At 59.8% G+C, this 23,936-nt stretch carries 26 protein-coding genes and 1 tRNA gene; 15 read left to right on the plus strand and 12 right to left on the minus strand.

Going from position 1 to position 23,936, the window contains the following annotated elements:
- Positions 1–103: 103 nt before the first annotated feature.
- On the minus strand, positions 104–976 hold the full coding sequence (locus tag ACIK7D_RS00260; RefSeq protein ID WP_400155355.1) for an ATP-binding protein: 873 nt from the start codon (positions 974–976) through the stop codon (positions 104–106).
- Positions 977–1,182: 206 nt separating this feature from the next.
- Between ACIK7D_RS00260 and yajC the strand changes: the two genes are divergently transcribed.
- The 5 genes from yajC (at position 1,183) to ACIK7D_RS00285 (ending at position 6,049) form a co-directional block, all read left to right on the plus strand.
- The gene (gene yajC / locus ACIK7D_RS00265) at positions 1,183–1,530 is read left to right on the plus strand and encodes a preprotein translocase subunit YajC (RefSeq protein WP_003524964.1); all 348 of its coding nucleotides are present in this window, start codon (positions 1,183–1,185) and stop codon (positions 1,528–1,530) included.
- A gap of 80 nt (positions 1,531–1,610) precedes the next feature.
- Positions 1,611–4,184 carry a protein translocase subunit SecDF gene (secDF, locus tag ACIK7D_RS00270; protein ID WP_400155356.1) on the plus strand — a complete coding sequence of 858 codons (2,574 nt, stop codon included), beginning with the start codon at positions 1,611–1,613 and terminating at the stop codon, positions 4,182–4,184.
- Complete coding sequence (locus ACIK7D_RS00275; RefSeq protein ID WP_400155357.1) at positions 4,184–4,576, plus strand: Mth938-like domain-containing protein; 393 nt, start codon at positions 4,184–4,186, stop codon at positions 4,574–4,576. The genes secDF and ACIK7D_RS00275 overlap by 1 nt, the downstream gene beginning before the upstream one ends.
- Positions 4,577–4,599: 23 nt before the next feature.
- The gene (locus ACIK7D_RS00280; RefSeq protein WP_400155358.1) at positions 4,600–5,445 is read left to right on the plus strand and encodes a phytoene/squalene synthase family protein; all 846 of its coding nucleotides are present in this window, start codon (positions 4,600–4,602) and stop codon (positions 5,443–5,445) included.
- A gap of 145 nt (positions 5,446–5,590) precedes the next feature.
- Positions 5,591–6,049: a hypothetical protein gene (locus ACIK7D_RS00285; RefSeq protein ID WP_137003556.1), complete on the plus strand. Its 459-nt coding sequence runs from the start codon at positions 5,591–5,593 to the stop codon at positions 6,047–6,049.
- A gap of 20 nt (positions 6,050–6,069) precedes the next feature.
- On the opposite strand, the gene ACIK7D_RS00290 is transcribed toward ACIK7D_RS00285, so the two are convergent.
- From ACIK7D_RS00290 to lipB, 3 genes are all read right to left on the minus strand, one after another.
- Entirely contained in the window at positions 6,070–7,005 is a 936-nt protein-coding gene (locus ACIK7D_RS00290; RefSeq protein WP_164865327.1) for a DMT family transporter, read from the minus strand.
- A 90-nt stretch (positions 7,006–7,095) separates the two neighbouring features.
- Positions 7,096–8,163, minus strand: a complete 1,068-nt coding sequence (locus ACIK7D_RS00295; RefSeq protein WP_400155359.1) for an NAD(P)-dependent alcohol dehydrogenase — start codon at positions 8,161–8,163, stop codon at positions 7,096–7,098.
- Between the two features lie 66 nt (positions 8,164–8,229).
- On the minus strand, positions 8,230–8,961 hold the full coding sequence (gene lipB / locus ACIK7D_RS00300; protein ID WP_400155360.1) for a lipoyl(octanoyl) transferase LipB: 732 nt from the start codon (positions 8,959–8,961) through the stop codon (positions 8,230–8,232).
- Positions 8,962–9,150: 189 nt separating this feature from the next.
- On the opposite strand from lipB, the gene ACIK7D_RS00305 reads away from it, so the two are divergent.
- Together ACIK7D_RS00305 and ACIK7D_RS00310 are read left to right on the plus strand one after the other, a co-directional pair.
- Positions 9,151–9,235, plus strand: a tRNA-Leu gene (locus tag ACIK7D_RS00305).
- A gap of 571 nt (positions 9,236–9,806) precedes the next feature.
- Positions 9,807–10,232 carry a PAS domain-containing protein gene (locus tag ACIK7D_RS00310; protein WP_020813199.1) on the plus strand — a complete coding sequence of 142 codons (426 nt, stop codon included), beginning with the start codon at positions 9,807–9,809 and terminating at the stop codon, positions 10,230–10,232.
- Between the two features lie 76 nt (positions 10,233–10,308).
- On the opposite strand, the gene ACIK7D_RS00315 is transcribed toward ACIK7D_RS00310, so the two are convergent.
- Entirely contained in the window at positions 10,309–10,476 is a 168-nt protein-coding gene (locus tag ACIK7D_RS00315) for a Thivi_2564 family membrane protein (protein ID WP_003502827.1), read from the minus strand.
- Between the two features lie 111 nt (positions 10,477–10,587).
- On the opposite strand from ACIK7D_RS00315, the gene ACIK7D_RS00320 reads away from it, so the two are divergent.
- Positions 10,588–11,013, plus strand: coding sequence for an OsmC family protein (locus tag ACIK7D_RS00320; protein WP_400155361.1), 426 nt, complete (start codon positions 10,588–10,590; stop codon positions 11,011–11,013).
- A gap of 3 nt (positions 11,014–11,016) precedes the next feature.
- On the opposite strand, the gene ACIK7D_RS00325 is transcribed toward ACIK7D_RS00320, so the two are convergent.
- Genes ACIK7D_RS00325 through ACIK7D_RS00335 form a run of 3 tightly spaced genes read right to left on the minus strand, consistent with a single transcriptional unit; the run spans position 11,017 to position 14,131 of the window.
- Positions 11,017–11,511, minus strand: coding sequence for a peptide deformylase (locus ACIK7D_RS00325; protein WP_400155362.1), 495 nt, complete (start codon positions 11,509–11,511; stop codon positions 11,017–11,019).
- A gap of 17 nt (positions 11,512–11,528) precedes the next feature.
- Positions 11,529–11,831, minus strand: a complete 303-nt coding sequence (locus ACIK7D_RS00330; RefSeq protein WP_400155363.1) for a hypothetical protein — start codon at positions 11,829–11,831, stop codon at positions 11,529–11,531.
- Positions 11,831–14,131, minus strand: a complete 2,301-nt coding sequence (locus ACIK7D_RS00335) for an FdhF/YdeP family oxidoreductase (RefSeq protein ID WP_400155364.1) — start codon at positions 14,129–14,131, stop codon at positions 11,831–11,833. The genes ACIK7D_RS00330 and ACIK7D_RS00335 overlap by 1 nt, the downstream gene beginning before the upstream one ends.
- Before the next feature lie 393 nt (positions 14,132–14,524).
- Between ACIK7D_RS00335 and mgtE the strand changes: the two genes are divergently transcribed.
- Positions 14,525–15,952, plus strand: coding sequence for a magnesium transporter (gene mgtE / locus ACIK7D_RS00340; RefSeq protein WP_262535326.1), 1,428 nt, complete (start codon positions 14,525–14,527; stop codon positions 15,950–15,952).
- Between the two features lie 72 nt (positions 15,953–16,024).
- A complete protein-coding gene (locus ACIK7D_RS00345) occupies positions 16,025–16,411 on the plus strand; it encodes a MerR family DNA-binding transcriptional regulator (protein WP_003524989.1) in 387 nt (128 codons plus the stop codon).
- Positions 16,412–16,679: 268 nt separating this feature from the next.
- Here the strand turns inward: ACIK7D_RS00345 and ACIK7D_RS00350 are convergent, their stop codons facing one another.
- Complete coding sequence (locus ACIK7D_RS00350; RefSeq protein WP_400155365.1) at positions 16,680–17,645, minus strand: heparan-alpha-glucosaminide N-acetyltransferase; 966 nt, start codon at positions 17,643–17,645, stop codon at positions 16,680–16,682.
- Positions 17,646–17,714: 69 nt separating this feature from the next.
- Positions 17,715–18,407 carry a DUF599 domain-containing protein gene (locus ACIK7D_RS00355; RefSeq protein ID WP_127756178.1) on the minus strand — a complete coding sequence of 231 codons (693 nt, stop codon included), beginning with the start codon at positions 18,405–18,407 and terminating at the stop codon, positions 17,715–17,717.
- A 503-nt stretch (positions 18,408–18,910) separates the two neighbouring features.
- Between ACIK7D_RS00355 and cobU the strand changes: the two genes are divergently transcribed.
- The 5 genes from cobU (at position 18,911) to ccoP (ending at position 23,068) form a co-directional block, all read left to right on the plus strand.
- The gene (gene cobU, locus ACIK7D_RS00360) at positions 18,911–19,432 is read left to right on the plus strand and encodes a bifunctional adenosylcobinamide kinase/adenosylcobinamide-phosphate guanylyltransferase (RefSeq protein WP_400155366.1); all 522 of its coding nucleotides are present in this window, start codon (positions 18,911–18,913) and stop codon (positions 19,430–19,432) included.
- A 239-nt stretch (positions 19,433–19,671) separates the two neighbouring features.
- On the plus strand, positions 19,672–21,294 hold the full coding sequence (ccoN, locus tag ACIK7D_RS00365; RefSeq protein WP_080816974.1) for a cytochrome-c oxidase, cbb3-type subunit I: 1,623 nt from the start codon (positions 19,672–19,674) through the stop codon (positions 21,292–21,294).
- Positions 21,295–21,304: 10 nt separating this feature from the next.
- Positions 21,305–22,036 carry a cytochrome-c oxidase, cbb3-type subunit II gene (gene ccoO / locus ACIK7D_RS00370; RefSeq protein ID WP_137003548.1) on the plus strand — a complete coding sequence of 244 codons (732 nt, stop codon included), beginning with the start codon at positions 21,305–21,307 and terminating at the stop codon, positions 22,034–22,036.
- A 12-nt stretch (positions 22,037–22,048) separates the two neighbouring features.
- On the plus strand, positions 22,049–22,201 hold the full coding sequence (locus ACIK7D_RS00375; protein WP_003502810.1) for a CcoQ/FixQ family Cbb3-type cytochrome c oxidase assembly chaperone: 153 nt from the start codon (positions 22,049–22,051) through the stop codon (positions 22,199–22,201).
- Between the two features lie 3 nt (positions 22,202–22,204).
- Positions 22,205–23,068: a cytochrome-c oxidase, cbb3-type subunit III gene (gene ccoP, locus ACIK7D_RS00380; RefSeq protein ID WP_400155367.1), complete on the plus strand. Its 864-nt coding sequence runs from the start codon at positions 22,205–22,207 to the stop codon at positions 23,066–23,068.
- A gap of 44 nt (positions 23,069–23,112) precedes the next feature.
- Here the strand turns inward: ccoP and ACIK7D_RS00385 are convergent, their stop codons facing one another.
- Positions 23,113–23,469 (minus strand): VOC family protein, encoded by a 357-nt coding sequence (locus ACIK7D_RS00385; RefSeq protein ID WP_400155368.1) that lies wholly within the window; start codon positions 23,467–23,469, stop codon positions 23,113–23,115.
- Between the two features lie 10 nt (positions 23,470–23,479).
- Positions 23,480–23,884, minus strand: a complete 405-nt coding sequence (locus ACIK7D_RS00390) for an SRPBCC family protein (protein ID WP_400155369.1) — start codon at positions 23,882–23,884, stop codon at positions 23,480–23,482.
- Between the last annotated feature and the right edge of the window lie 52 nt (positions 23,885–23,936).

The raw sequence follows: 23,936 nt of genomic DNA on the forward strand, positions 1-23,936 counted from the left end.
TCCATGGGCGCAGCAAACCATGTGAGGGGAGATGTGGCGTTCGGGAATACGACACGCGGTGTGGTCGTAACGACACCGCGTTTCGCCCGATGTCACGGTGGCGTTATCTGTCGAGCGGTTTTCTGAGGCGGCCGGCGGCGTCCTGAATATATTGCCAGGCCACACGGCCCGAGCGGCCGCCGCGCGTGGTGGCCCATTCCAGCGCCTCGTGATGCAGCGTTTCGCGGTCCAGACCCAGATCGAAATGCGCCGCATAGCTGTCGATCATCGTCAGATAATCGTCCTGGCCGCATTTGTGGAAGCCGAGCCACAGGCCGAAACGGTCCGAAAGCGAGACCTTCTCCTCCACCGCTTCCGAAGGGTTGATGGCGGTGGACTGCTCGTTTTCCATCATGTGGCGCGGCAGAAGATGGCGGCGGTTGGAGGTCGCATAAAACAGCACATTGTCCGGCCGGCCCTCGATGCCTCCGTCGAGCGCCGCCTTCAGCGATTTATAGGCCGTATCGTCATGATCGAAGGAGAGGTCGTCGCAGAAGACGATGACGCGATGGCCGGAGGCTTTCAATATATCGAGCAAAGCGGGCAGGGTGTGGATGTCCTCACGGTGCACTTCCACCAGTTTCAGCGAAACGCCGCTTGCCGCGCGCACATCTTCGTGAACGGCCTTGACCAGCGAGGATTTGCCCATGCCGCGCGCACCCCACAACAGCACGTTATTGGCGGCAAAACCTTCCGCAAAACGCAGCGTGTTTTCGTGGAGAATGTCGCGGACATGATCGACGCCACGGATGAGCTTCAGGGCGATGCGGTTGGGGCGGGGAACCGGCTGGATAAAGGAGTTGACTGGCCCCCAGACGAAACAATCCGCCGCATTCCAGTCGTTTACGGCGGGCGCCGGCCCGGCCAGACGTTCCACGGCGATGGTGAGCCGGCGCAGTTCTGAAAGAAGCAGGGAGGCCGTTTCTTCTCGAATCATGGTGTTTCTTCCGCTTGTCTGGTGTTCAAAACTCTGTTTTGCGCCCGGCCTAGCATGGCGTTTCAGGCCCATAAAGGTTAAGAGGTCCGGAATCGGTACGGCGTGGGCCCTGCATCTGTTGCAATCCCGGCGTTCCCCACTATATTCCGGCGGCTTGAAAGCTGGGGCGGCATCCAAGGTCGTGCCGTAATTCTGAGGAGTTTTATATGTTCATTAGTCAAGCTTTTGCCCAGGACGCAGCGGGCGGCGCATCGGCCTTCGGTTCCGGCCTTGAAATGCTTTTCCTGTTTGCGCCGCTCATGGTGGTCTGGTACTTTTTCCTTATCCGCCCGCAGCGCGCGCAGATGAAGAAGCGCCAGGAAACGCTGACCAATATTCGCCGTGGCGATCAGGTCGTTCTCGGCGGCGGCATCGTCGGCAAGGTGACCAAGGTCATCGATGACAATGAACTCGAAGTCGAAATCGCCGAAGGCGTGAAAATCCGTGCCGCCCGCGCCTACATTGCCGAAGTGCGTGTGAAGGGCGAAGTGGTCAAGACGGAAGCCGCTTCCTGATCCTGCCGGATTATCGAATGCCCGATTGCGAATTTTGACGGGTTGCGCACAGCGCGACCCCAACCCTGACCGAGATCGAAATGCTTCATTTTTCCCGTTGGAAAACAGTCTTCATCTGGCTGCTTGTGCTGGCAAGCGTCTTCATCGCCTCTCCCAACCTGTTTACGGACAAACAGCTGGAGGGCATGCCTGCCTGGTACAAGGACAACAAGGTAACCCTCGGTCTCGACCTTCAGGGCGGTTCGCACATCATGCTCAAGATCGAGCGTTCCGACATTGTCAAGGAACGGCTTGAAACGATCGTGGGCGATGTGCGCACACAGCTTCGCGACGCCAATATCCGCTATTCGGGGCTCACCGGCAACGGCCAGCAGATTCAGGTCCGCATCAGCGATCCCGCTCAGGTGGAAGCCGCCAAGAATGCGCTTCGCGACCTGACGCAGCCGGTGTCCGCCGGCACGCTGGTCGGCGGCTCGATCACCGAAGTGACGATGAATGACGGCGGCGACAATCTGCTCCGGCTCAACCTGACGGATGAAGGTATCGACTACCGTCTGTCATCCGCCGTTTCGCAGTCCATCGAAGTCGTGCGCCGTCGCGTTGACGAAGTCGGCACCACCGAGCCGCTCATCCAGCGTCAGGGTTCAGACCGCATCATCGTGCAGGTGCCCGGCCTTCAGGATCCGCAGCGCCTGAAATCGCTCCTCAACCAGACGGCAAAGCTCTCCTTCCGCATGGTCGACACCACCATGCCGGTGCAGGAGGCCATGAACGGCCGTCCGCCGGCTACCTCCGAGGTTCTCTATTCGCAGGACGATCCGCCGGTTCCCTATCTGGTGGAACGCCGCGCACTCGTTTCCGGCGACAACCTCGTCGACGCGCAGGCAAGCTTCAACCAGCAGACCAACGAGCCCGTCGTCACCTTCCGCTTCGACAGCCGCGGCGCGCAGCGCTTCGCGCAGGCGACGCAGCAGAATGTCGGCAAGCCTTTCGCCATCGTGCTCGACAATCAGGTCATTTCCGCGCCTGTCATCCGCGAGCCGATCATTGGCGGCTCTGGACAAATCTCCGGTAACTTCTCGGTACAGGGCGCCAACGATCTCGCGGTTCTGCTGCGCGCCGGCGCGTTGCCGGCCACGCTGACCGTGGTTGAAGAACGCACCGTCGGCCCGAGCCTCGGTAACGACTCCATCACCGCCGGCCTGACGGCCAGCGCCATCGGCGCCGTCGGCGTCCTCATCTTCATGTTCGTCTTTTACGGCTTCTTTGGCCTGCTGGCGAATATCGCCCTCATCGTCAACGTTATCATGCTGCTCGCTGTGTTGAGTGTGATCGGATCGACGCTGACCTTGCCGGGTATTGCCGGTATCGTCCTGACCATCGGCATGGCCGTGGATTCGAACGTTCTGATCTATGAGCGAATACGCGAGGAGGTGAAGAGCGGTAAACCGCTGATCCAGTCACTGGATAACGGCTTCACCCGCGCCTTTGCGACCATTATCGACGCCAACCTGACGACGCTGATCGTGGCAAGCGTGCTGTTCTACATGGGCACCGGTCCGGTGAAGGGTTTTGCGGTCACGCTGGCCGTCGGTATCATCACCACCGTCTTCACGGCCTATACGCTGACGGCGTGGATGTTCGGCTACTGGGTTCGCCGCAGCCGTCCGAAACACCTGCCGAAGGGTGTCCGCACCGCCATGTTCGACGGTCGCGACATTCCCTTCATGCGTTATCGCCGCGTGGTGTTCATGATCACCGGCGCCATCATGCTCGCCTGCGTCGGCGGCTTCGTGGCCAAGGGTCTGAACCTCGGCATCGATTTCCAGGGCGGTTCGGTCATCGAAGTGCGCGCCAAGCAGGGTGAAGCCGATCTCGCCGATATTCGCGATCGTCTGAACCAGCTCAATCTGGGTGAAATCCAGGCGCAGAATTTCGGTACGCCGCAGGATGTTCTCATCCGCATCCAGGCGCAGGACGGCGGCGAAAATGCCGAGCAGTCCGCCATCACCATGGTACGCGGCGAGCTTGAGGACAAATACGACTTCCGTCGTGTGGAAGTGGTGGGGCCTGCCGTTTCCGGCGACCTGACCGTTACCTCCACCATCGGCGTTATGCTCGCCATGGCGGCGATCATGGTCTACATCTGGGTTCGCTTCGAGTGGCAGTTTGCACTCGGCGCGGTCATCTCCATGGTGCACGACGTGGTCTTCACTATCGGCCTGTTTGTCTTCCTTGGGATAGAGTTCAATCTGACCAGTATCGCGGCGATCCTTACGATCATCGGATATTCGCTGAACGATACCGTGGTCATCTACGACCGTGTCCGTGAAAACCTCAGGCGATACAAGAAGATGCCGCTTTCCATGATCATCGACGTGTCGCTGAACCAGACTCTGTCGCGTACGATCCTTACCGGTCTGACCGTACTTCTGGCACTGCTGTCGCTTTATCTCTTCGGCGGCGAGGTCATCCGTTCCTTCACCTTCGCCATGCTGTTCGGTGTCGGTATTGGCGTGTTCTCCTCGGTCTACATCGCCGCTCCGGTGCTGATCGCCTTCAAGCTGCGTCCTGACAGCAAGGATGCGGAAGATGAGAAGGACGATAAGAAAGAAAACAACACCGGCGCCATCGGCGGCAAGCCTGCCGTCTGATGGCCGGCGGGATTGAAATACGCCCGGCCCATTTTCCCGGCCGGGCGCCCATCGATGCCTATGGCAATGGCGGTTTTCGTTTTGCCGACATGTCGCATCGCGGTTCGCTTCTGCTCCTGCCTTCGGGCATCTATGGGTGGGAGCCTGTCGATGCGAAAGAACTGACGGTCGGATATTTCGAAAAGGTTCTGGCAGAAGCGCAGGATATCGAAGTGCTGCTGATAGGCACGGGCGACGGCATGCGGGTCCTGCCGAAGGAGTTGCGCGCCGCCTTCAAGGAGGCGGGCATTTCCGTTGACCCTATGAGCACGGGCGCTGCCGTGCGCACCTATAATATCATGCTGTCGGAATCGCGCGCCGTGGCTGCGGCGCTGATTGCCGTTGAAGGCTGACAGGACGTTTCGCGCGGGGAACCATGGCACCCACAGAAAATCTCGACGTCTGCCTCGCGACGCTGCGCGATACCGATCGCGACCGCTATCTCGCCTGTCTTCTGTCGCCTGCCGAAAAGCGTAATGCGCTTGCCGCGCTATATGCCTTCAATGCCGAAATCGCCCGCATCCGCGATTCCGTGCGCGAAGCGCTGCCCGGCGAAGTGCGCATGCAATGGTGGCGCGATCTTCTCGACGGCAATCCGCATGGCGACAGCCAGGCCCACCCGGTGGCCGCAGCGCTTTTGACGATGATCGAGCACTATCGCCTGCCGCGCCCGATTCTGGCCAATATGATCGAGGCGCGTATCTTCGATCTCTATGACGACCTGTTCGAGGATCGCAATGCGCTGGAAGGTTATGCCGGAGAGACCGCATCCGCATTGATCCAGCTTGCAAGCCTCGTGCTTTCCGCTGAAGACGCCGCATCCAGCGCCGAGGCGGCAGGGCACGCGGGCGTGGCGCAGGCCATGGCTGGCATGCTGCTGCTCATGCCGCTGCACCGGCGTCGCGGGCAGGTCTATATTCCCGCCGATATGCTGGCTGCGGCCGGGCTCGACCGCGAGACCTTTCTTGAAGGCCAGGACAGGCAGCGCATCGGCATCGCCATCGAAATTTTTGCGGCTCATGCGCTGGATCATATCGAGAAGGCGAGACGCGCGAAGATTTCGAAAAATGTCTTTGCGGCTTACCTTCCCGTCGCCCTGTCCGGGCCGGTCATCGCCGCCGCCAGAAAGGCGGGGAGCGGCGTATTCGACGGCGACCTGCAACTGTCGCAGCTTCGCCGGCAATGGCTGCTGGCAAAGGCTTCCTTCCTTAAGCGTTTCTGATGGCACAGACCGCGCCAGGCGGCGAAACGACGTCGATCCCGCAAAGCCACACTTCACACAAGCCTCGGTCTATATGAACCTGAACCGGGTTCGCATCGTTTCGATTCGCGAATCGTGATGTTTCGATGCTGAGGGAGCGCCCCGGATGAGTATTGCGATCTGGATTATCGTTTTCGTGCTGCTTTCGGTCTTCGCTGTTTATGCCTGGCGCATGTCGCGGGCGACGGATGAGGATAACAGTCATGATGTGGGGCAGGCGATCATGGATTTCGCCCGCGCCTTTCCCAATGAGGCGATCAGAAGTCTGCATATGACGGCGGGTGGCGGCGCAGCCTTTGTGCGGCTGCACGACAACAAGGCCGGCTTCATGCGCAATATGGGATCGCATTATGTGTGCGTGATGATCGATCCCGAGCGCATCCGGGTCGAAAGTCTTGAGAGCGGCGACGGTTTCGTCGTCACCTTTTTCGACATGCCGAAATATAGCGGCTCATACCGGTTCAAATCGGCCGGAGAGGCGGCCGAGGTCTCCCTCTGGCTGCTTGGCAGTCTCGTGGAGGCGCAGGATCATCACGACGAAGGGCCGCTGCCCTCGAACGGTTGAGGCACGTCAGGTGTCGGCTGTCACTGCCCGTCAAGCGGCGGGGTCGCACCGGCCTGCTGGCGTTCGCGCCAGATGATGAACAGGCCGGATGCGACGATGATGAGGATGCCGAGCCATTTCGACGGCGTCGGGAAATCCGAAAACAGCGCATAACCGAGAATCGTCGCCGAGATGATCTCGAAATACTGGAACGGCGCCAGCAGAGAGAGCGGCGCAAGCCGGAAGGCCCTGACGATCAGCAGGTGCATGTAGCCGGATATCGATCCCAACAATATGAGAAGGGCAAGTGCGAAGCCGGATTGCGGAAGGGAAACGGTAAAATCCTTGTCGCCCAGCGCATCTCCGGCGAAGAGTGCGGCCCCCATGAACACGGTCCCCGCGATCCCAGACATTGTCTGCATGACCAGCGGGCTGTCGGCATCGCCGATGGCGCGGTTCAGGAAGAGGTAGAGCGTATAAAGAAAGGCGCAGGCGACCGGCAGAAGCGATGTCCAGCCGAAGATTTCGAAACTTGGCTGAATGACGATCAAGGCACCGCCGAAGCCGACCGCAATCGCCGTCCAGCGCTTCCAGCCCACCTTGTCGCCGAGGAAGAGGGCCGACATCATCGTCAGCATGAAAGGTTCGACGAAATAGATCGCGAAGACATCGGCGAGCGGCATGTATTTGACGGCGGCGAAGAACATCAGGCTGGCCGAGGCGTGCAGGACGCCGCGCAGGCAGTTCATCCACGGTCGTTTGGCGCTGAACAGCGCCCTGGGCGACACCACCAGCAGCAGCGGCAGGGTGCAGAGCACCTGGAAAAAGAAGCGGTAGAAGGTTACCTGCGCCGGCGACATGCCGCCGCTCACCGCCATGTATTTGGCAATCGCATCCATGACCGGCAGCACCAGCATGCAACCCGCCATGATGGTCATGCCCTTGGCGATATCGTTGAAACCGGTCTGGCTGGTCATGGATCGGGGAGTGGTCATGGGTCAGGCTGCGCTTTCGACCGAAAGGTCCAACGGGAGAGGGGACGCCCGCAAGGTCGCCCCCTTCCGGGTTCAGGCGGCCTTCTGGCGCGGCAGGCTCTTCATATCAATGACGAAGCGATAACGCACATCGCTTTTTATCATGCGTTCATAAGCGTCGTTGATCTGATCGATATCGATCATCTCGATTTCGGCGGCGATGCCTTTTTCGGCGCAGAAATCCAGCATTTCCTGCGTCTCGGGAATGCCGCCGATCATCGAGCCAGCAAAGGTCTTGCGGCCGGGAATGAGGCTGAAGGCCATAACCGAGAGCGGCTTTTCCGGCGCGCCCACCTGCACCAGCGCGCCGTCACGTTTCAGCAGCGCCAGATAGGCGTTGATGTCATGATCGGCGGCCACGGCGTCGATGATGAGATCGAGGCTCGAAGCGGCGTTCTTCATCTGCTCGGCATCGCGCGAAACGATCACCTCGTGCGCGCCGAGCTTTTTCGCGTCCTCCGCCTTGCCCGGCGACGTCGTGATCATCACCACGGTTGCGCCCATGGCGTTGGCGAGCTTGACGGCCATATGGCCAAGACCGCCAAGACCGACGACGCCGACACGCTTGCCGGGTCCGGCATTCCAGTGGCGCAGCGGCGAATAGGTGGTGATACCCGCGCAGAGCAGGGGCGCCGCCGCCGCCGGATCGAGGCCTTCGGGAATGTTGAGGACGTAACGGTCATCGACGACGACGTGGGCGGAATAGCCGCCGAGCGTATGCGCGCCGCCGCCCATCGCTTTATCGGGCGAATTATAGGTGCCGGTCATGCCGTTTTCGCAATATTGCTCCAGACCCTCGGCGCAGCTTGCGCATTCCCGGCAGCTATCGACGATACAGCCGACGCCGACGCGGTCGCCCGCCTTGAACCGGGTGACCTGTGAGCCGACACGGCCGACGCGGCCGATGATTTCGTGGCCGGGAACGCAGGGATAGAGGGAGCCCGGCCATTCGCTGCGGGCCGTGTGGATATCGGAGTGGCAGACGCCACAGAATTCGATCTCGATTTCGACATCGCGCAGGCCGGGATCGCGACGCTTGATGGTCGCGAGCTTCATCGGCGAAGAACCGTCATCGCAGGCATAGGCGGACGTTGTGAACATGATCGTTCCTCCTCTTGTGGTGATCGATGCTGGAAACACCGGCCTGCGGCAAAGGTTGCGGTGGGATCAGCCGCTTGCGCCGGTTTCGGGCACTGCTTCGCCCAACACCTCCTCAAAGGCCTCGCGCAGCAGAACGTCGACGTCGCCGATCATAACCGGCAATCCAAGATCGACAAGGCTGGTGACGCCATAGGCGCTGATGCCGCAGGGAACGATGCCGGAAAAATGCGAGAGGTCTGGATCGACATTGATCGAAAGCCCGTGGAAGCTCACCCATTTGCGCAGCCTGATGCCAAGTGCCGCGATCTTGTCCTCGGCCATGCCGCCATCGGGAAGCAGCGGTTTCTCCGGCCGCCGGACCCAGACGCCGACGCGGTCCTCGCGCCGCTCGCCACGCACATTCATCTTGTCGAGCGTGCGGATGATGACATCCTCCAGTGCCGCAACATAGGCGCGGACATCCTGCCGCCGCCGCTTGAGGTCGAGCATGACATAGACGACCCGCTGTCCCGGCCCGTGATAGGTATATTCGCCGCCACGACCCGTGGCGAAGACGGGGAAACGCTCCGGCTCTATAAGATCCGCGGCATCGGCGCTGGTGCCGGCGGTATAGAGCGGCGGATGTTCCAGAAGCCAGACGAGTTCGTCGGCCTCGCCATTTGCAATGGCCGCGACTTCACGCTCCATTTCCTCAATCGCCTGCTCATAAGGGACGAGGCCTTCCGAGATTCGCCAGCGAACGGGCGGCGAACCGGCGGCGGGCAGCATGTTTGTCTCGATATCGGTGCGTGTGAGCATGAAAAAGTCCTTTCCACAGCCTTCTCGCAAAATGGCGACAAGGCCGCAACCCCACCATTTCCGGGCTTCCTGCATATAGGATGGTGCGGTGCGATTTTTAATTTCAAAAAACTGTCACGACGCTCTTGTGCACCGAAAATCCTTTTGCTACATGCACCCCCGTCGGCGCAAGTCGACGCCTACCACGATGCGGTCGTGGCGGAATTGGTAGACGCGCAGCGTTGAGGTCGCTGTGGGGCAACCCGTGGAAGTTCGAGTCTTCTCGACCGCACCAAAGAAACCCGCTTCGGCGGGTTTTTTCTTTTTTAGCCAGTGATTTAGCTAGTTTCCATTTTACGCCTCAGGGTTCATTGGACCGTATTGGAAGTAACCCGGGCTGCGTTAGCGTCACTGCCCGGGCTTCATAGTGCTGTTCGGAAAATTCTCGGCCTGCTGCTATTTCAGCTCAGTTGTCGCGATTTAGCGTCGAATGATATTTGAGGCCGTACCATTTTCCTGATGGTTGCCGTCTCCGACACGATACGGGTCGCCGTCCATCACTTGGTCCATGCGCCATCCGCTTCCGCGATATGGACTTTCCCACGTCTGGCACCCAGCGAGAACGACAGTTACCGTCAGCAGTCCGAAAGTGAGAGCGGTTCGCAGCATATTGACCTCCTTTGAAATTTCATCACAGCGCAATGTAGGAACAGGTCGGTGGTTTTACGATATCTCGTAGGAACTTATCGCTCTTTTGAGCCCTTACTCCGGTCAGACCGTCGTCAAATTTCGGTGGATATCGATGCACGCTGCAGTAGCCGTGCGTTTCCCCCTACAAAAACGAGGGGTGGAATATTAGAGGTCCGATGTTAGCTTTTGTCAGGAAAATATGTCTGGGGGTTTTCGTGCTGGGGGACAAAACGGATTCAGACAATGCGCTTGGCTATTACATGTGGAGCATTTCCGACAACAGGCTGATCATGGATGCGGTCACTGCGGAATGCCATGGGTTTTCGGAGCCGGTTGCGTCACGCGGGGTGACGATCGAGGAGATTCTCGAAAGAATCGATGTCGAGATGCGCGATCAGGTGGCGCAGGCGATTTTTGAGAGCATCACTACCGGTGTGTTTTTCGACCAGCGCTATAAGGTCAATCTGCCGGACGGGTCGGACCGGTGGATCGTGGCGAAGGGCAGGGCGATTTTTGATGCTGACAATACACCGTTTCTGGGCATTGGCAGCGTTCGGGATATTACCCTGAAAAAAACCTATCAGTTCGAGCCTCGGCAATAGAGATCGGCTGGGTGAAAATCTCGCATAAAAAGAGGCGGCTTTCGCCGCCTTTTTTCGTCTGCACCGTGCGGGGACATCAGAAGACGGCGAGATATTTCAGCAGCGAAATAATGCCGATGATGATGACGATCACCTGTGCGATCTGTTTCGCACCGCCGCCGACCGGCAGTCGCGCGATAAGCCACAAGACGAGCACAATCACCAGGAAGGTGATCAGAATGCTGACGAGCGTAGATGTAACCATATGTCCCAGCTCCCTTTTCAATCAATACTCAACGGTCGTTCACCGTTGCGTGAGTAAAAGCGCGAGGCTAATTTTGGTTCCATCGGGTGAAATCGCGGCGCGAGGTCGGGCATGAATCAGTTCAGGGTTAAAAAACGGCCGACGGGGGCTGTCGTCACTCTTGGCCGTCTTGGGCATCCCGATGTCGTCACCGCCACCGGAGGCGCCCTGACGGTGGTGACGGCGGCCTCGGAGCCGGGTTTCAATCCGCTCGATCTTCTTTATTCGTCGCTGGCGGCCTGTCTGGCGCTCAGCGCCCGGATTGCGGCGAGCCGCATGGGCGTGCTCGACCGGTTCGAAAAGGTCATGGTGCATGTAGCAGGCGAAAAGGCTGAGGAGGAGCCGTCGCGGGTAGCGCGTTTCGATGTCCGGATCGAGATAAAGGGGGATTTCGATGAGGCCACGCGCAGCGCCATCGCCCATATGGCCGAGGATATCTGCACCGTCAGCAACACGCTGAAGGGCGATGCGGAGTTTGCGCTGTCGATTACCGGCTGACCATCAGGATTTCCGGGATTTTTCCCATTTTTTTACCAGCCGGTCGCGCTTGAGCTTCGAGAGGCGCTTCAGCCAGAAAATGCCGTCCAGCTGGTCGATCTCGTGCTGGATGCAGATGGCGTGAAATCCCTCGGCGGTCTGCCGGTGTTCGCCGCCGGCTATGTCCTGAAATCTCACCTCGATTTCGCAGGGCCGCTCCACCTCGTCGGTAAAGCCCGGCATGGAGACGCTGCCCTCCATATGGCGCATGGTTTGTGCGGACTGGCTGACGACTTCAGGATTGATGTAGGTAAGGACGGTTCCCGGTGTCAGCTCCAGCACGAAAACTCGCTGTTTTATGCCGATATGGGCGGCGGTGATGCCGACGCCGGGTGCGGCGCGCATCGTGTCGATCAGGTCCGTCACCAGCTCCTGCAATTGCCCGTCGAAAGCCGTGACCGGCGGACAGATTTCGGACAAGCCGGGATGGGGGTAGGGCAGGATCGGCCTGATTGCCAAGGAATGCTCCGTTCGTTTCAAATCCGCAGGGACGCCGCCGCAAGGGTCCGTCCTTCTTCGGTTGCCTCCAGAAAGCTGCGCTGGGTGCGGGCATCGCGTTTTGTCACCCGCACGAAACGTGGTGACAGGGCAGTGATTTCGCGCAGAATGAGGGCGTGCGCAAGCCCCAGCCGGTTGGCGATGCTGCGGCTGTCAGCGGCGATGTTCAGATAAACCGAAAGAAGGATCGCTGCGCCCGTGGCGGTCAGCGCCTGTGCGGCGCTTTCCTGAACCCGCTCCACCGCCGCCATGAAAGCCGCAGTGGATTGCTCCTCTTCCATCAGGAGGCATCCCGGCGCAGGCGAACGGAGACGAGCACCGATTTCGATGTCGGCGTGAAACTTTCTTCGCCATAGCTCGACAGCGGCACCAGCACGTTCAGCTCCGGATAATAACCGCCGACGCTGCCCTGCGGGATATTGTAGGGCACCAGCCGGAAATTCCGCGCAATGCGTTCCACGCCGTCGCCATATTCGCCGATGACGTCGACGCGCTGGCGGGAATGGGCGCCGAGCGCTTCCATGTCCTTCGGGTTCATGAAGATGACGTGGCGCTCGCCATAGACGCCGCGATAACGGTCATCCATCCCGTAGATCGTGGTGTTGTATTGATCGTGGCTGCGGAAGGTCTGCAATACGAACAGGTCATCGCGCGTGAGCGCCTGCTCGTGTTCGGTCTGTTCGGGCAAGGGACCGCTATAGAAGGTGGCCTTTTTCGCCGGTGTGTTCCATTCCCGTTCGGCTGCCGCGTTGCGCAGATGAAAACCACGCGGCACGCGGACGCGCTCGTTGAAATTATCGAAACCGGGAATGACCCGCTCGATCATGTCGCGGATGAGATCGTAATCATCGGCAAGCGCCTTCCAGTCGACATGGGCATTGCCAAGCGTCGCCTCGGCGATGCCGGCGACGATGGCGACTTCCGAACGCAGCTCATCCGAGGCCGGCGGGTTGATGCCGCCGGAACCGTGCACCATGCTCATGGAATCCTCCACCGTGACGATCTGCGACCGGCCGGCCGAATTGCGGTCGATTTCCGTTCGGCCGAGACAGGGCAGCACGAAGGAAGTTTCGCCCGGCACCAGATGCGAATGGTTGAGCTTGGTGGCGATGTTGACGGTCAGCGTCTGCTTTTCGAAGGCCTTGACGATCAGCGGGCTGTCGGGCGTCGCCCGCATGAAATTACCGCCGAGGGCGATGAAAGTCTCCGCCTTGCCGTCCAGCATGGCGGCGACTGCTTCGACGGTATTGTGGCCGGGCTTGCGCGGCATGGGGACGCCGAGTTCCTTTTCCAGCGCGTCGAGAAGTGCGGGCGGGGCTTTTTCGTCGATACCGACGGTGCGGTCGCCCTGCACGTTGGAATGGCCGCGCACCGGGCAAAGGCCGGCGCCCGGACGGCCGATATTGCCGCGCAGCAGCATGAAATTGGTGATCTCGCGAACGATGATGACCGAATGCTTGTGCTGGGTGACGCCCATGGCCCAGGTGGCGATGACGGAACCGGCATTCATGTAGATACGGGCCGCTTCCTCGATCTCCGCGCGGGTGAGGCCGGACTGGTCGAGGATGCTTTCCCAGCTCGTTGCATCGACGGCAGCGCGATAGGCCTCGAACTCCGCCGCATGTTCGGCGATGAAGTCGTAATCGATGATGGCGGGTTCGCCCGCCGCCCTTGCGGCATCATCGGCGGCGAAGACCGTCTTGCTCATGCCGCGCACGGCCGCCATGTCGCCGCCCTGGCGCGGCTGGTAATAATTGGTGGCGATGCGGGTGCTGCTGCCGGTAATCATCTCCACCTTGTCCTGCGGGTCGGCAAAGCGCTCCAGACCCTTTTCGCGGATGGGGTTGAAGACGGCGATGCGGGCGCCGCGAAGGGCGGCCCGGCGCAGATCGCCCAGCATGCGGGGATGGTTGGTGCCGGGATTTTGCCCGATGACGAAAATGGCGTCCGTCTGCTCGAAATCCTCAAGCAAAACGGTGCCCTTGCCGACGCCGATCGAAGCCTTCAGGCCGACGCCGCTTGCTTCGTGGCACATGTTGGAACAGTCGGGGAAATTGTTGGTGCCGTAAAGTCGGACCATCAACTGATAGAGGAAGGCAGCCTCGTTGGAGGCGCGGCCGGAGGTATAGAACTCCGCCCGGTCCGGGCTGTCGAGACTGTTGAGGATACGGCCGATTTCGGCGAAGGCATCGTCCCAGGACACGGGCAGATATCTGTCGCTCGCCCGGTCATAACGCATGGGGTGGGTGAGGCGGCCCTGTTTCTCCAGATCGTAGTCGGACCAGCCGCGCAGTTCCGAGAGGGTGCGGCTGGCGAAGAAATCCGGCGGCACCCGGGCTTCCGTCGCCTCCCATGACACCGCCTTGACGCCGTTTTCGCAGAACTCGAAAGAGGAGCCATGTTCCGGGTCGCCCCAGGCGCAGCCCGGGCAGTCGAATCCATCCGGCTGGTTGGTCTTCAAAAGCGTGCGGGCGCCGGAAATCGGGGCGCCGGATTCGAGAAGGCGTTTGCCGACGCTTTTGAGTGCGCCCCAGCCGCCTGCGGCGGTCGATGCCTTGCCAATGAAGTCCGTCTTGCTCATGGTCCTGATTCCCGGAATCTGTCTTCTCGTGCCCGCCTGTCGGCGTTTGCCGTTTGTCAAATGCCTATCCAGAAGCGCCGTTCCACGCTGCCTGTCAATGTCTTAATTGTGCATTGCGGCGAAACCTTTGTTCGCCCGTTCGACATTTGAAACGGGAACGGCGTAAAGGGGGTGGGCGTTGTCGCAAAACAAGCTGCAAAGCTTGGCTAAACATGCCTATAGCCGCTGGCCGTGGCAGAGCCTGCGAACAGGAAGAGGAATGTTGAATGGATTTTTCGCCGCAGCCGGAGAGCTTGTTTATTTGCCGCTATCCGGTTGTTGACAATAAACCTTTTAACGCCATTCTGCCTGCGCATCCGTGCACTGCGGCATTTGAATACAAGGGGACGCCAGATGACAGACCGTGACGACGATCCTGTCGCGCCCGAGGACATGAAGCCAACGGAAGCGCCCTCCGATATTTATGCAGAAGACGGGTCCGTCCGCTCGGATTTTCTGACGATGGTGGGTGCGGCGATCGCTGACCGCGATCTGCTTTTCCTGCGCAAGAATGTGGCGCGGCTGCACGAATCCGAACTCGGCGACCTGCTGGAATCCATCCTGCCTGAACAGCGCCATGCGCTGGTGCGCCTTCTCGGTTCCGACTTCGACATGACGGCGCTGACCGAGGTGGATGAGGGCATCCGCCTCGATATCGTCGACCAGATGTCGAACGAGCAGATCGCCGCCGGTATCGGCGAGCTGGATTCGGACGACGCCGTCTATATTCTCGAGGACCTCGACGACGAGGACCGCGAGGATATTCTCTCGCAACTGCCGTTCACCGAACGTGTGCGGCTGATGAGGGCTCTGGATTATCCGGAAAGCTCGGCCGGCCGCCGCATGCAGACGGAATTTGTGGCCGTGCCGCCGTTCTGGACCGTGGGGCAGACCATCGATTATCTGCGCGAGGAGGAGGAGCTGCCGGATTCCTTCACGCAGATTTTCGTCATCGATCCCACCTTCAAGCTGGTTGGTGCGCTCGATCTCGACAAGGTGCTGCGCGCCAAGCGTCAGGTGAAGATCGAAACGATCATGCACGAGACCAACCACTCCATTCCGGCCGAAATGGACCAGGAAGAGGCTGCGCAGCTTTTCGAGCAATATGACCTTCTCTCCGCCGCCGTGGTCGACGACAACGGTCGACTGGTGGGCGTGCTGACCATCGATGACGTGGTGGACGTCATTCAGGAAGAGGCCGAAGAGGATCTGCTGCGCCTTGGCGGTGTCGGTGACGAAGAACTGTCTGACTCGATCGCCAGCACGTCGCGTTCACGCGTGCCCTGGCTTGCGGTCAATCTCATCACCGCCTTTCTCTCCGCCTCCGTCATCAGCCTGTTCGATGCGACGATCCAGCAGATCGTCGCGCTGGCGATCCTGATGCCGGCTGTGGCCGGTATGGGCGGCAACGCCGGATCGCAGACCATGACGGTGTCGGTGCGCGCACTCGCCACCAAAAGCCTCGATATTCACAACGCCGCGCGCATCATCCGGCGCGAGGCGGGCGTGGGTATTCTGAACGGCATGCTGTTCGGCTGCGCTATCGGCGTTGTTGCCGGTGTCTGGTTTCAGGATATCCATATCGGCGGCATCATCGCCACGGCCATGTGTCTCAACATGCTGGCGGCGGCGCTGGCGGGCATTCTCATTCCGCTGGTTCTCGACAAGTTCGGGGCGGACCCGGCGGTCTCTTCGGCGGTCTTCGTCACGGCGGTCACCGATATTGTCGGCTTTTTCGCCTTTCTGGGGATTGCGACCTGGTGGTACGGTATTTCCGGGTAGGGTCAGGCGGGCGAAAATTGACTTTTACGTGAAGGTCAAATAATATCATCCGGTTATGAATCGGATAGGCCCTTGGACAAGTATTATAGCATAACCGAACTGACACGCGAATTCGGTGTTTCCACCCGTACCTTGAGATTTTACGAGGACGAGGGGCTGATTCACCCTGAGCGTCGCGGGCGCACACGGCTTTTCAGGGCTGCGGACCGCCGCCTCATTCAGGAAATCCTGCGCGGCCGCCGTATCGGTTTCACCATCTCCGAAATTCGCGAAATCATTCACGTCTACAAGGAACCGCCGGGCGAATCGGGCCAATTGGTGCTTCTGATGAAGAAGGTCGATGAAAAGCGCGCCGAGCTTCGGCAAAAACGCAAGGACATCGAAGAGACGCTGGCGGAACTCGACAATGTCGAAGAAGCCTGTCTGACGCGGCTTGCCGAAATCGGCGTTGGGACTTGAAGCCGGCCCCGGCCCTATAGCGGTGTTGGCTATTCCGTTGACGTAGCTGTCGAGAATGGCTCCGAAGCCTTTTCACTTTTGTTGCATATGGAACGAGCGGGTTTCGCTTGTCTCTTCTCCCCGCCGGGGAGGAGGTCGCGGCAGCGGGATGAGGGGGCAAGCTCTCGATTTATCGCAGACGTTGCCCCCTCATCCGACCCTTCGGGCCACCTTCTCCCCGGCGGGGAGAAGAAAAGGCGGCAAGCGCTAACGTTCTGGCTACCTGAGCCTACTGCGCCTCAACCGTGCACTGCTGCGCCACCTCGCTGACCTTCGTCTGCTGATCGGCGCTGAGCCTGCCTTCCATCATCGTGTCGAACAGGTTTTCCGCCTGCAGCTTCTCCAGCGTGCAGCCGCAGAAACGCTGGCACAGCTCCAGCCCGTTCGCCTGCTCGACGCAGCTCTTTTCACAGCTCGATTTGTAAAGCTCGACCTGATCGACAGGCGGGGGCGGGGCGATAAGCGACAGGGTGTAAACGAGACCGATCAACACCGGCTGGTGGATGAGGTAGAAGGCAAGGCTGTGACGGCCGGCGCCTGCGATCAGGTTGCGAGGCGAACTCGGGCTTCGAAAACGATCCAGCCAGTCGCTCGGCGTGACGAATTGCGAGACCGCAAGTCCGGCAAGGAAGGGCGCAAGCCAGGGCAGCAGCGGCACATAATCGTTCGAACGGGGCGGCATGGTGGACAAACCGATCCAGGCCAGCCATTTTGCGTTGAACAGTTCAGATTGCAGATAGTGCGGCAGGATGAAAGCAATCACCGCAAAAAGCAGCGTCACGGCCGCGGGTGCTCGCAGGAACAGCAGCCCGACAAGGCTTGCGGCGGCGATATTGTGCAATATGCCGAAGAAGATGAAGCTGTCCGGAAAGGCGAAATAGGTGGCGACGGTAATGAGCAGCGCCGAGCCTGCCACCATGGCAAAACGCTTGCCGAAAGACGGCCAGTTCACGCCCTTGCCGTGGGCGAGAAAGAGGCTGAAACCGGCCAGAAACAGGAACGAGCTGGCGATGCCGCGCGCATAGAGCTTCCACAGGCCGGTCGTCGCCGTGCCGGGTTCGAGATAGCCGAAATATTCCAGGTTCCATGTGAAGTGGTAGGACGCCATGGCGATGAGGGCCAGCCCGCGCAGGGTGTCGAGACCGCCTATGCGGCCTTTGCGGCGGTTTTCGTTTGCGGCTGCGTTCGTGTCCATGGTGTCCGTTTTTCAAGCTTTCGGGGAGGCCGGTATCACGCTGGGCTTGGCCCTTGAAGTGCGGCTATTTCAAGGCCTGTTTTCTTCCATGATGGCGCGTCGCGCTTCGGAAAAGAACTGGCGGCGTAACAGCGCCACGATGATGATGACCGTGCTGGCGATGAAGACGTAAGGGCTGATGAACCAGCCGAGATAACCGATGGACAGAAAGATGGTCCGCAGCCCGTCATTGAAGTTCTTAGCAGCGATGATGTTCATCTTTATGACGTTTTCGGCCGCCCGCTCCGCCGCCTGACGATCGGCGCCGACGTCGTGGACCATGGGAATGGCGCCGAACAGGATCGTGCAATAGTTGAACAGGCGGTAGGACCAGCCGAACTTGAAGAAGGAATAACCGAAAAGACAGGTGAGCCCTATGACCTTCAGTTCGAAGGCCGTGCGCCCGGCGTAATGCACGAAAGGCATGTCGCGAAACACCGATTCGACCTGCTCGGTCGCGCCCAGAAGGGCGAAACATCCGCCGATGGCGAAGATGGAGGTGGAGGCGAAGAAGGCGGTGCCGTTCTGCAGGCCGGCCATGATCTGCGTGTCGATCATCTTCAGGTCGCGCTTCAGCGAATTCATGATCCAGTCACGCCGGCGCTCGGCCATGGCCTGATTGAGGCTGGCTCTCGAAAACAGCCTCGTCCCCGTCGTGACATGGGTATAGACGGCCCATAACAGGATGAAAACGACGATCGAGATATAGTCCATGACGGTCATCACGGGCAGGCCACCTTGCTGTTTGCGAATCTTTGAAAGCATATTGATTTGAAGGCCATGGCAAGGCAATGGCGGCGGCTGCCGTCACTCCATATTCTCCTTTGGCGTTGCGGTTTCATCATTCGGTTTTTCGCTAACTTTCCGGTAACCAAGTCGCTTTATCAATCCAGTCGCGGACGACAGGTCTGCCGGTTCCGGATTAAGGTTTTGCGTCCCGGTTCCGCCTGATTTTTGGCTAGCGGCAGGGACCGATTGACAGGATGGCCGTTCGCACCTAGCCTTTCATCAGGACCGGTGTTTCCGGTATCCGGAGTCGCCAAGGCTGATATGCCCCGCATCCTGCGGGCAGGTCCTGTTTTCTCCGGTCCGGTATCAGCGGCAGTCCGGCATGAGCAACCGGGGGACGCCTTTTTCTACGAATCGTTCCCTTCATGTCTGCCTGTCCCTGGCTTGCGACACGGCGAAGATGCCGGTCCGCTTCATTCTCTTCCTTCAGGTTTTAGATGACAGATAAGAACCGCTCCGTTTTCATTCTTGGCGGCGCGCGCTCCGGCAAGTCCCGTTTTGCGGAAGAGCTTGCGGGCAAGTCCGGTGGAAGCCTGCATTATCTGGCCACCGGCCGGGCATGGGATGACGAGATGCGCGACCGCATCGTCCATCATCAGGCGCGGCGCGGCGGCGAATGGGCCACGCATGAAGCGCCCGTCGATATTGCCGCCGTGCTGGAGCAGCTCGACGCGCCGGAAAATGTCGTTCTCATCGATTGCCTCACCCTGTGGCTCACCAATCTGATGATGGAGAATGCCGATATCGAGGCTGCCTTTGCGGCGCTTGAGGCGGCGATTGTATCGGCTCGGGCGAGGCTGATTTTCGTCTCCAACGAAGTCGGTCTCGGCATCGTGCCGGAAAACCGTATGGCGCGTGAATTCCGCGATCATGCCGGCCGCCTGCATCAGCGAATCGCCGCCATTGTCGGTGAGGTCTATTTTGTCGCCGCCGGTCTACCGCTGAAGATGAAGGGCTGAAACGGCACCTTCAAAAGCAGGGCCGACATAGGCGCGCACTTTTGCTCTTACGCAAATTCCCCCCATAAAGCCGCGCCCTGTTTTACCGGGGCTGCGACAGCTTTGCTTTCTTGATCTGGATCAAGGTGGCGTTCCCCTGCCGGTGGCAATGCTCCAACCGACGCAAAGGCGCGTTTCCGCTCTCCCAGGCGCGTGCCGTGCCTTTCGTCGGTCGGCTTGCACGTTGGGGGAAACCAACAATGAATTACACGTTAGAAACCGCGATCGTGGCCCTTGGGGCCTTTCTCGCGTTGCTTGGGGCAGCCTTTGCCCATGACAGTCTTTTCGCCGCCCATATGTGGGTGCTGTTCTTTACGCTTCTGGTCAGCACGGTGCTTCTTTTGCGCCGTGTCTCCTTCGCGCCTGTCGATTCAGCCGCGCGTGCCCGCCTCAAGTCGGAATATTTCGACGAGGTGGTGAAATACGGCGTCATCGCCACCGTGTTCTGGGGTGTCGTCGGTTTTCTGGTCGGCGTCGTGGTGGCGCTTCAGCTCGCCTTTCCCGATCTCAACATCGCCCCCTATTTCAATTTCGGCCGCATGCGGCCGCTGCACACCTCGGCGGTGATCTTCGCTTTTGGCGGAAATGCGCTGATCGCCACGTCCTTTTACGTGGTGCAGAGAACCTGTCGCGCGCGCCTGTTCGGCGGCAATCTCGGCTGGTTCGTGTTCTGGGGTTATAACCTCTTCATCATCATGGCCGCCACCGGTTATCTGCTCGGCATCACCCAGGGCCGCGAATATGCGGAGCCGGAATGGTATGTCGATATCTGGCTGACCATCGTCTGGGTCGCCTATCTCGTTACCTTCCTCGGCACGATCTTCATGCGTAAGGAGCCACATATCTATGTGGCGAACTGGTTCTATCTCGGCTTCATCGTCACCATCGCCATGTTGCACATCGTCAATAATCTGGCGGTGCCCGTGTCGTTCCTGGGCGTCAAGAGCTATTCGGCGTTCTCCGGCGTGCAGGATGCGCTGACGCAATGGTGGTACGGCCATAACGCCGTCGGCTTCTTCCTGACGGCCGGCTTCCTCGGCATGATGTATTATTTCATCCCCAAGCAGGTGAACCGCCCGGTCTATTCCTACCGCCTGTCGATCATCCACTTCTGGGCGCTGATCTTCATGTATATCTGGGCTGGTCCGCATCACCTGCACTATACCGCGCTGCCCGACTGGGCGCAGACGCTCGGCATGGTGTTCTCGGTCATGCTGTGGATGCCTTCGTGGGGCGGCATGATCAACGGCCTGATGACGCTTTCGGGCGCATGGGACAAGATCCGCACCGATCCCGTCGTGCGCATGATGGTGATGGCGGTGGCCTTCTACGGCATGGCGACCTTCGAAGGTCCGATGATGTCGATCAAGGCCGTCAACTCGCTCAGCCACTATACCGACTGGACCATCGGCCACGTTCATTCCGGCGCGCTTGGCTGGAACGGCATGATCACCTTCGGCGCGATCTATTACCTGACGCCGAAACTCTGGGGCAGGGACCGTCTCTACAGCCTGCAACTGGTCAACTGGCACTTCTGGCTCGCCACGCTCGGTATCGTCGTTTACGCCGCCGTCATGTGGGTGGCCGGCATCCAGCAGGCTCTGATGTGGCGCGAATATGATGCCCAAGGCTTCCTCGTCTATTCCTTCGCGGAATCGGTCGCGGCCTTGTTCCCCTATTACGTGATGCGTGCACTGGGCGGTCTGATGTTCCTCAGCGGCGCGCTGATCATGGCCTACAACGTCACGATGACCATCCTCGGTCATCAACGCGAGGAGGGCGCCCGCAAGGACGCGGCTCCTTCGCTGCAGCCTGCTGAATAAGGAGAGGCCGATGTCCATACTAGACAAACACGGCGTCATCGAACGCAACGCCACGCTGCTTTTGGTCGGCTCCCTGCTGGTCGTCTCCATCGGCGGCATCGTGGAAATCGCACCGCTCTTTTATCTCGAAAACACCATCGAGAAGGTGGAGGGCATGCGACCCTACACGCCGCTGGAACTGGCCGGGCGCAACATCTACATCCGCGAGGGATGTTACGTCTGCCACAGCCAGATGATCCGGCCGTTCCGCGACGAGGTGGAGCGTTACGGGCATTACAGCCTGGCGGCGGAATCCATGTATGACCATCCGTTCCAGTGGGGTTCCAAGCGCACGGGGCCTGACCTTGCGCGCGTCGGCGATCGATATTCGAACGAATGGCACGTGCAGCATCTGGCCGATCCGCGCTCCGTGGTGCCGGAATCGATCATGCCGTCTTACGCGTTCCTCAAGACGACACCGCTGAAGATCACCGACATCTCGATGGAGCTGAAGGCCAACCGCGCCGTTGGTGTGCCCTACAGCGATGAGATGATCGAGAAGTCCGCGGCTGATCTTGTCGCCCAGGCCGATCCGAATGCGGATTCGTCGGAACTTCTGGCGCGTTACCCGAAGGCGAAGGTCGGCGATTTCGACGGCGATCCGGCCAAGCTTACCGAAATGGATGCTCTGGTCGCCTATCTGCAGATGCTTGGCACGCTGGTCGATTTCTCGACCTATGACGATGCCGCCGGATACCGGTGAGGAGGCGAAACGATGGAAACCTACACGGCCATGCGCCACTTCGCCGACAGCTGGGGTCTGCTTGCCATGACCCTGTTCTTCGCCGGCGTCGTCGTTTTCACCCTTCGCCCCGGCTCTAAGAAGGCCGCGGACGATGCCGCCAGCATTCCGCTCAAGGAGGACTAGGATATGTCCGAAAAACACATTGATGACATCAGCGGCGTCGAAACCACCGGCCACGAATGGGACGGTATCCGCGAGCTGAACAATCCCATGCCGCGCTGGTGGGTCTGGACCTTTTATTTCACGATCCTCTGGGCCATCGGTTATACCATCGCCTATCCGGCATGGCCGCTGATCAATGGGGCGACGCAAGGGTTGCTCGGCTGGAACAGCCGCGGCGATATTGCCGCCGAAATTGCCGATGCAAAACAGTCGCAGAGCGTCTTTGTCGATAAGATCGCCAATTCGTCGCTCGCCGAAATTCAGGCCGACCCGACCCTGATGCAGTTTGCCCTTTCCGGCGGCGCTGCGGCTTTCAAGGTCAATTGCATTCAGTGTCACGGTTCGGGCGCGGAAGGCGGGCAGGGCTATCCCAACCTCAACGATGACGACTGGATGTGGGGCGGCAGCGTCGACGACATCTATACGACGGTGAAGCACGGCATTCGTTTTGCCGATGATTCTGATACGCGCGCTTCGGAAATGCCGGCCTTTGGCGAAATCCTCCAGTCGAATGAAATTCGCGAGGTTGCCGCCTATGTCGTCAGTCTCACCGGCACCCCCTCCAACCCGGCGCTGGTGGAGCCAGGCAAGCAGCTCTTTGCCGACAATTGCGCCTCCTGCCACGGGGAAGACGCCAAGGGTAATCGCGAATTCGGCGCGCCCAATCTTGCCGATGCGATCTGGCTGAAGTCCCAGGGCGAAGAGGGGATTGTCTCGCAGATACGTTCGCCCAAGCACGGCGTCATGCCCGCCTGGGGTGAGCGTCTCGGTGACACGACCGTCAAGCAACTGGCGATCTTCGTGCATTCGCTTGGTGGGGGCGAATAAGCTCTCCTGTAGAAGAAGAAAGGGCCGCGTGATGCGGCCCTTTTTTATTTGTCCGACCAGACGGCCAGTTCATATCCGTCCGGATCGGCGAAATGAAAACGGCGTCCGCCGGGAAAGGCAAAGATCGCGACGCTGATCCTGCCTCCGGCAGCCTCGACGCGGCGTTGTGCGTCTTCGATATCGGCGGCGTAGAGAATGACGAGGGGTCCGCCCTTGGCCGAAACCGGCGCCGTGGTGGTGAAACCGCCGGTCAGCCGGCCATCGGAAAACTCGCAATATTGCGGACCGTAATCCTTGAAGGACCAGCCGAAGGCGCCGCCGTAAAATTCCTTGCTGCGCTCGATATCGGCGACGTTGAATTCGACATAGTCGATCCGCCGGTCGTTCGTATTCGTGGTCATGGTTCCTCCATCAATCCTTTTCGAGCAGCGCCTTCAGCGTTTCGAGATCGGCCGTGATCGATTTTGCATCCTGCTCGAAATCCTCGTCCGTCATGCCGTGAAGGCGAAGCAGGGTGAAACTCACCTCCGTGCCGCTGCCGTTCGGCGTTACCCGTAGCGCGTTATAAACCTTCACGCCATCCGGCAATGTCACGACATGGTCGATGACGCCGAACTCGTTTGCGGGCGCAAAATTGACGCGCACTTCGCCAAGCGGCCCGCCCTCGGCGATCCAGTCCTCGCCGTCCGGGGTGAGGCCGCCCGCAAGGCCTGCGGCCCATCGGGGCATGTTCTGCGGGTTGGAGGCGAAGTCATAGACGTGGCTCCATGGTTTTTCGACCGACAGATGAATGATTCTCGACTGCATGACAGGCATTTCATCCTCCCTTGGCGGCGCGTTTCCATACTGCGCCACTTTGTCGTCACTT

The organism is Agrobacterium sp. P15N1-A, from assembly GCF_044626815.1.
GTDB classification, from domain to species: domain Bacteria; phylum Pseudomonadota; class Alphaproteobacteria; order Rhizobiales; family Rhizobiaceae; genus Agrobacterium; species Agrobacterium leguminum.

Excerpts from the sequence above, each read along its gene's own strand:
- ACIK7D_RS00375 (WP_003502810.1), top strand. The coding sequence starts at position 22,049 with ATGGAAACCTACACGGCCATGCGCCACTTCGCCGACAGCTGGGGTCTG.
- mgtE (WP_262535326.1), top strand. The coding sequence starts at position 14,525 with ATGACAGACCGTGACGACGATCCTGTCGCGCCCGAGGACATGAAGCCA.
- ACIK7D_RS00335 (WP_400155364.1), bottom strand. The coding sequence starts at position 14,131 with ATGAGCAAGACGGACTTCATTGGCAAGGCATCGACCGCCGCAGGCGGC.
- ACIK7D_RS00295 (WP_400155359.1), bottom strand. The coding sequence starts at position 8,163 with ATGTTCACAACGTCCGCCTATGCCTGCGATGACGGTTCTTCGCCGATG.
- lipB (WP_400155360.1), bottom strand. The coding sequence starts at position 8,961 with ATGCTCACACGCACCGATATCGAGACAAACATGCTGCCCGCCGCCGGT.
- ACIK7D_RS00280 (WP_400155358.1), top strand. The coding sequence starts at position 4,600 with ATGGCACCCACAGAAAATCTCGACGTCTGCCTCGCGACGCTGCGCGAT.
- ACIK7D_RS00355 (WP_127756178.1), bottom strand. The coding sequence starts at position 18,407 with ATGACCGTCATGGACTATATCTCGATCGTCGTTTTCATCCTGTTATGG.
- ACIK7D_RS00285 (WP_137003556.1), top strand. The coding sequence starts at position 5,591 with ATGAGTATTGCGATCTGGATTATCGTTTTCGTGCTGCTTTCGGTCTTC.
- secDF (WP_400155356.1), top strand. The coding sequence starts at position 1,611 with ATGCTTCATTTTTCCCGTTGGAAAACAGTCTTCATCTGGCTGCTTGTG.
- ccoN (WP_080816974.1), top strand. The coding sequence starts at position 19,672 with ATGAATTACACGTTAGAAACCGCGATCGTGGCCCTTGGGGCCTTTCTC.
- ACIK7D_RS00390 (WP_400155369.1), bottom strand. The coding sequence starts at position 23,884 with ATGCCTGTCATGCAGTCGAGAATCATTCATCTGTCGGTCGAAAAACCA.
- ccoO (WP_137003548.1), top strand. The coding sequence starts at position 21,305 with ATGTCCATACTAGACAAACACGGCGTCATCGAACGCAACGCCACGCTG.
- ACIK7D_RS00330 (WP_400155363.1), bottom strand. The coding sequence starts at position 11,831 with ATGGAAGAGGAGCAATCCACTGCGGCTTTCATGGCGGCGGTGGAGCGG.
- ACIK7D_RS00275 (WP_400155357.1), top strand. The coding sequence starts at position 4,184 with ATGGCCGGCGGGATTGAAATACGCCCGGCCCATTTTCCCGGCCGGGCG.
- ACIK7D_RS00310 (WP_020813199.1), top strand. The coding sequence starts at position 9,807 with ATGTTAGCTTTTGTCAGGAAAATATGTCTGGGGGTTTTCGTGCTGGGG.
- ACIK7D_RS00260 (WP_400155355.1), bottom strand. The coding sequence starts at position 976 with ATGATTCGAGAAGAAACGGCCTCCCTGCTTCTTTCAGAACTGCGCCGG.
- ACIK7D_RS00290 (WP_164865327.1), bottom strand. The coding sequence starts at position 7,005 with ATGACCAGCCAGACCGGTTTCAACGATATCGCCAAGGGCATGACCATC.
- ACIK7D_RS00385 (WP_400155368.1), bottom strand. The coding sequence starts at position 23,469 with ATGACCACGAATACGAACGACCGGCGGATCGACTATGTCGAATTCAAC.
- ACIK7D_RS00350 (WP_400155365.1), bottom strand. The coding sequence starts at position 17,645 with ATGGACACGAACGCAGCCGCAAACGAAAACCGCCGCAAAGGCCGCATA.
- cobU (WP_400155366.1), top strand. The coding sequence starts at position 18,911 with ATGACAGATAAGAACCGCTCCGTTTTCATTCTTGGCGGCGCGCGCTCC.
- ccoP (WP_400155367.1), top strand. The coding sequence starts at position 22,205 with ATGTCCGAAAAACACATTGATGACATCAGCGGCGTCGAAACCACCGGC.
- ACIK7D_RS00315 (WP_003502827.1), bottom strand. The coding sequence starts at position 10,476 with ATGGTTACATCTACGCTCGTCAGCATTCTGATCACCTTCCTGGTGATT.
- yajC (WP_003524964.1), top strand. The coding sequence starts at position 1,183 with ATGTTCATTAGTCAAGCTTTTGCCCAGGACGCAGCGGGCGGCGCATCG.
- ACIK7D_RS00320 (WP_400155361.1), top strand. The coding sequence starts at position 10,588 with ATGAATCAGTTCAGGGTTAAAAAACGGCCGACGGGGGCTGTCGTCACT.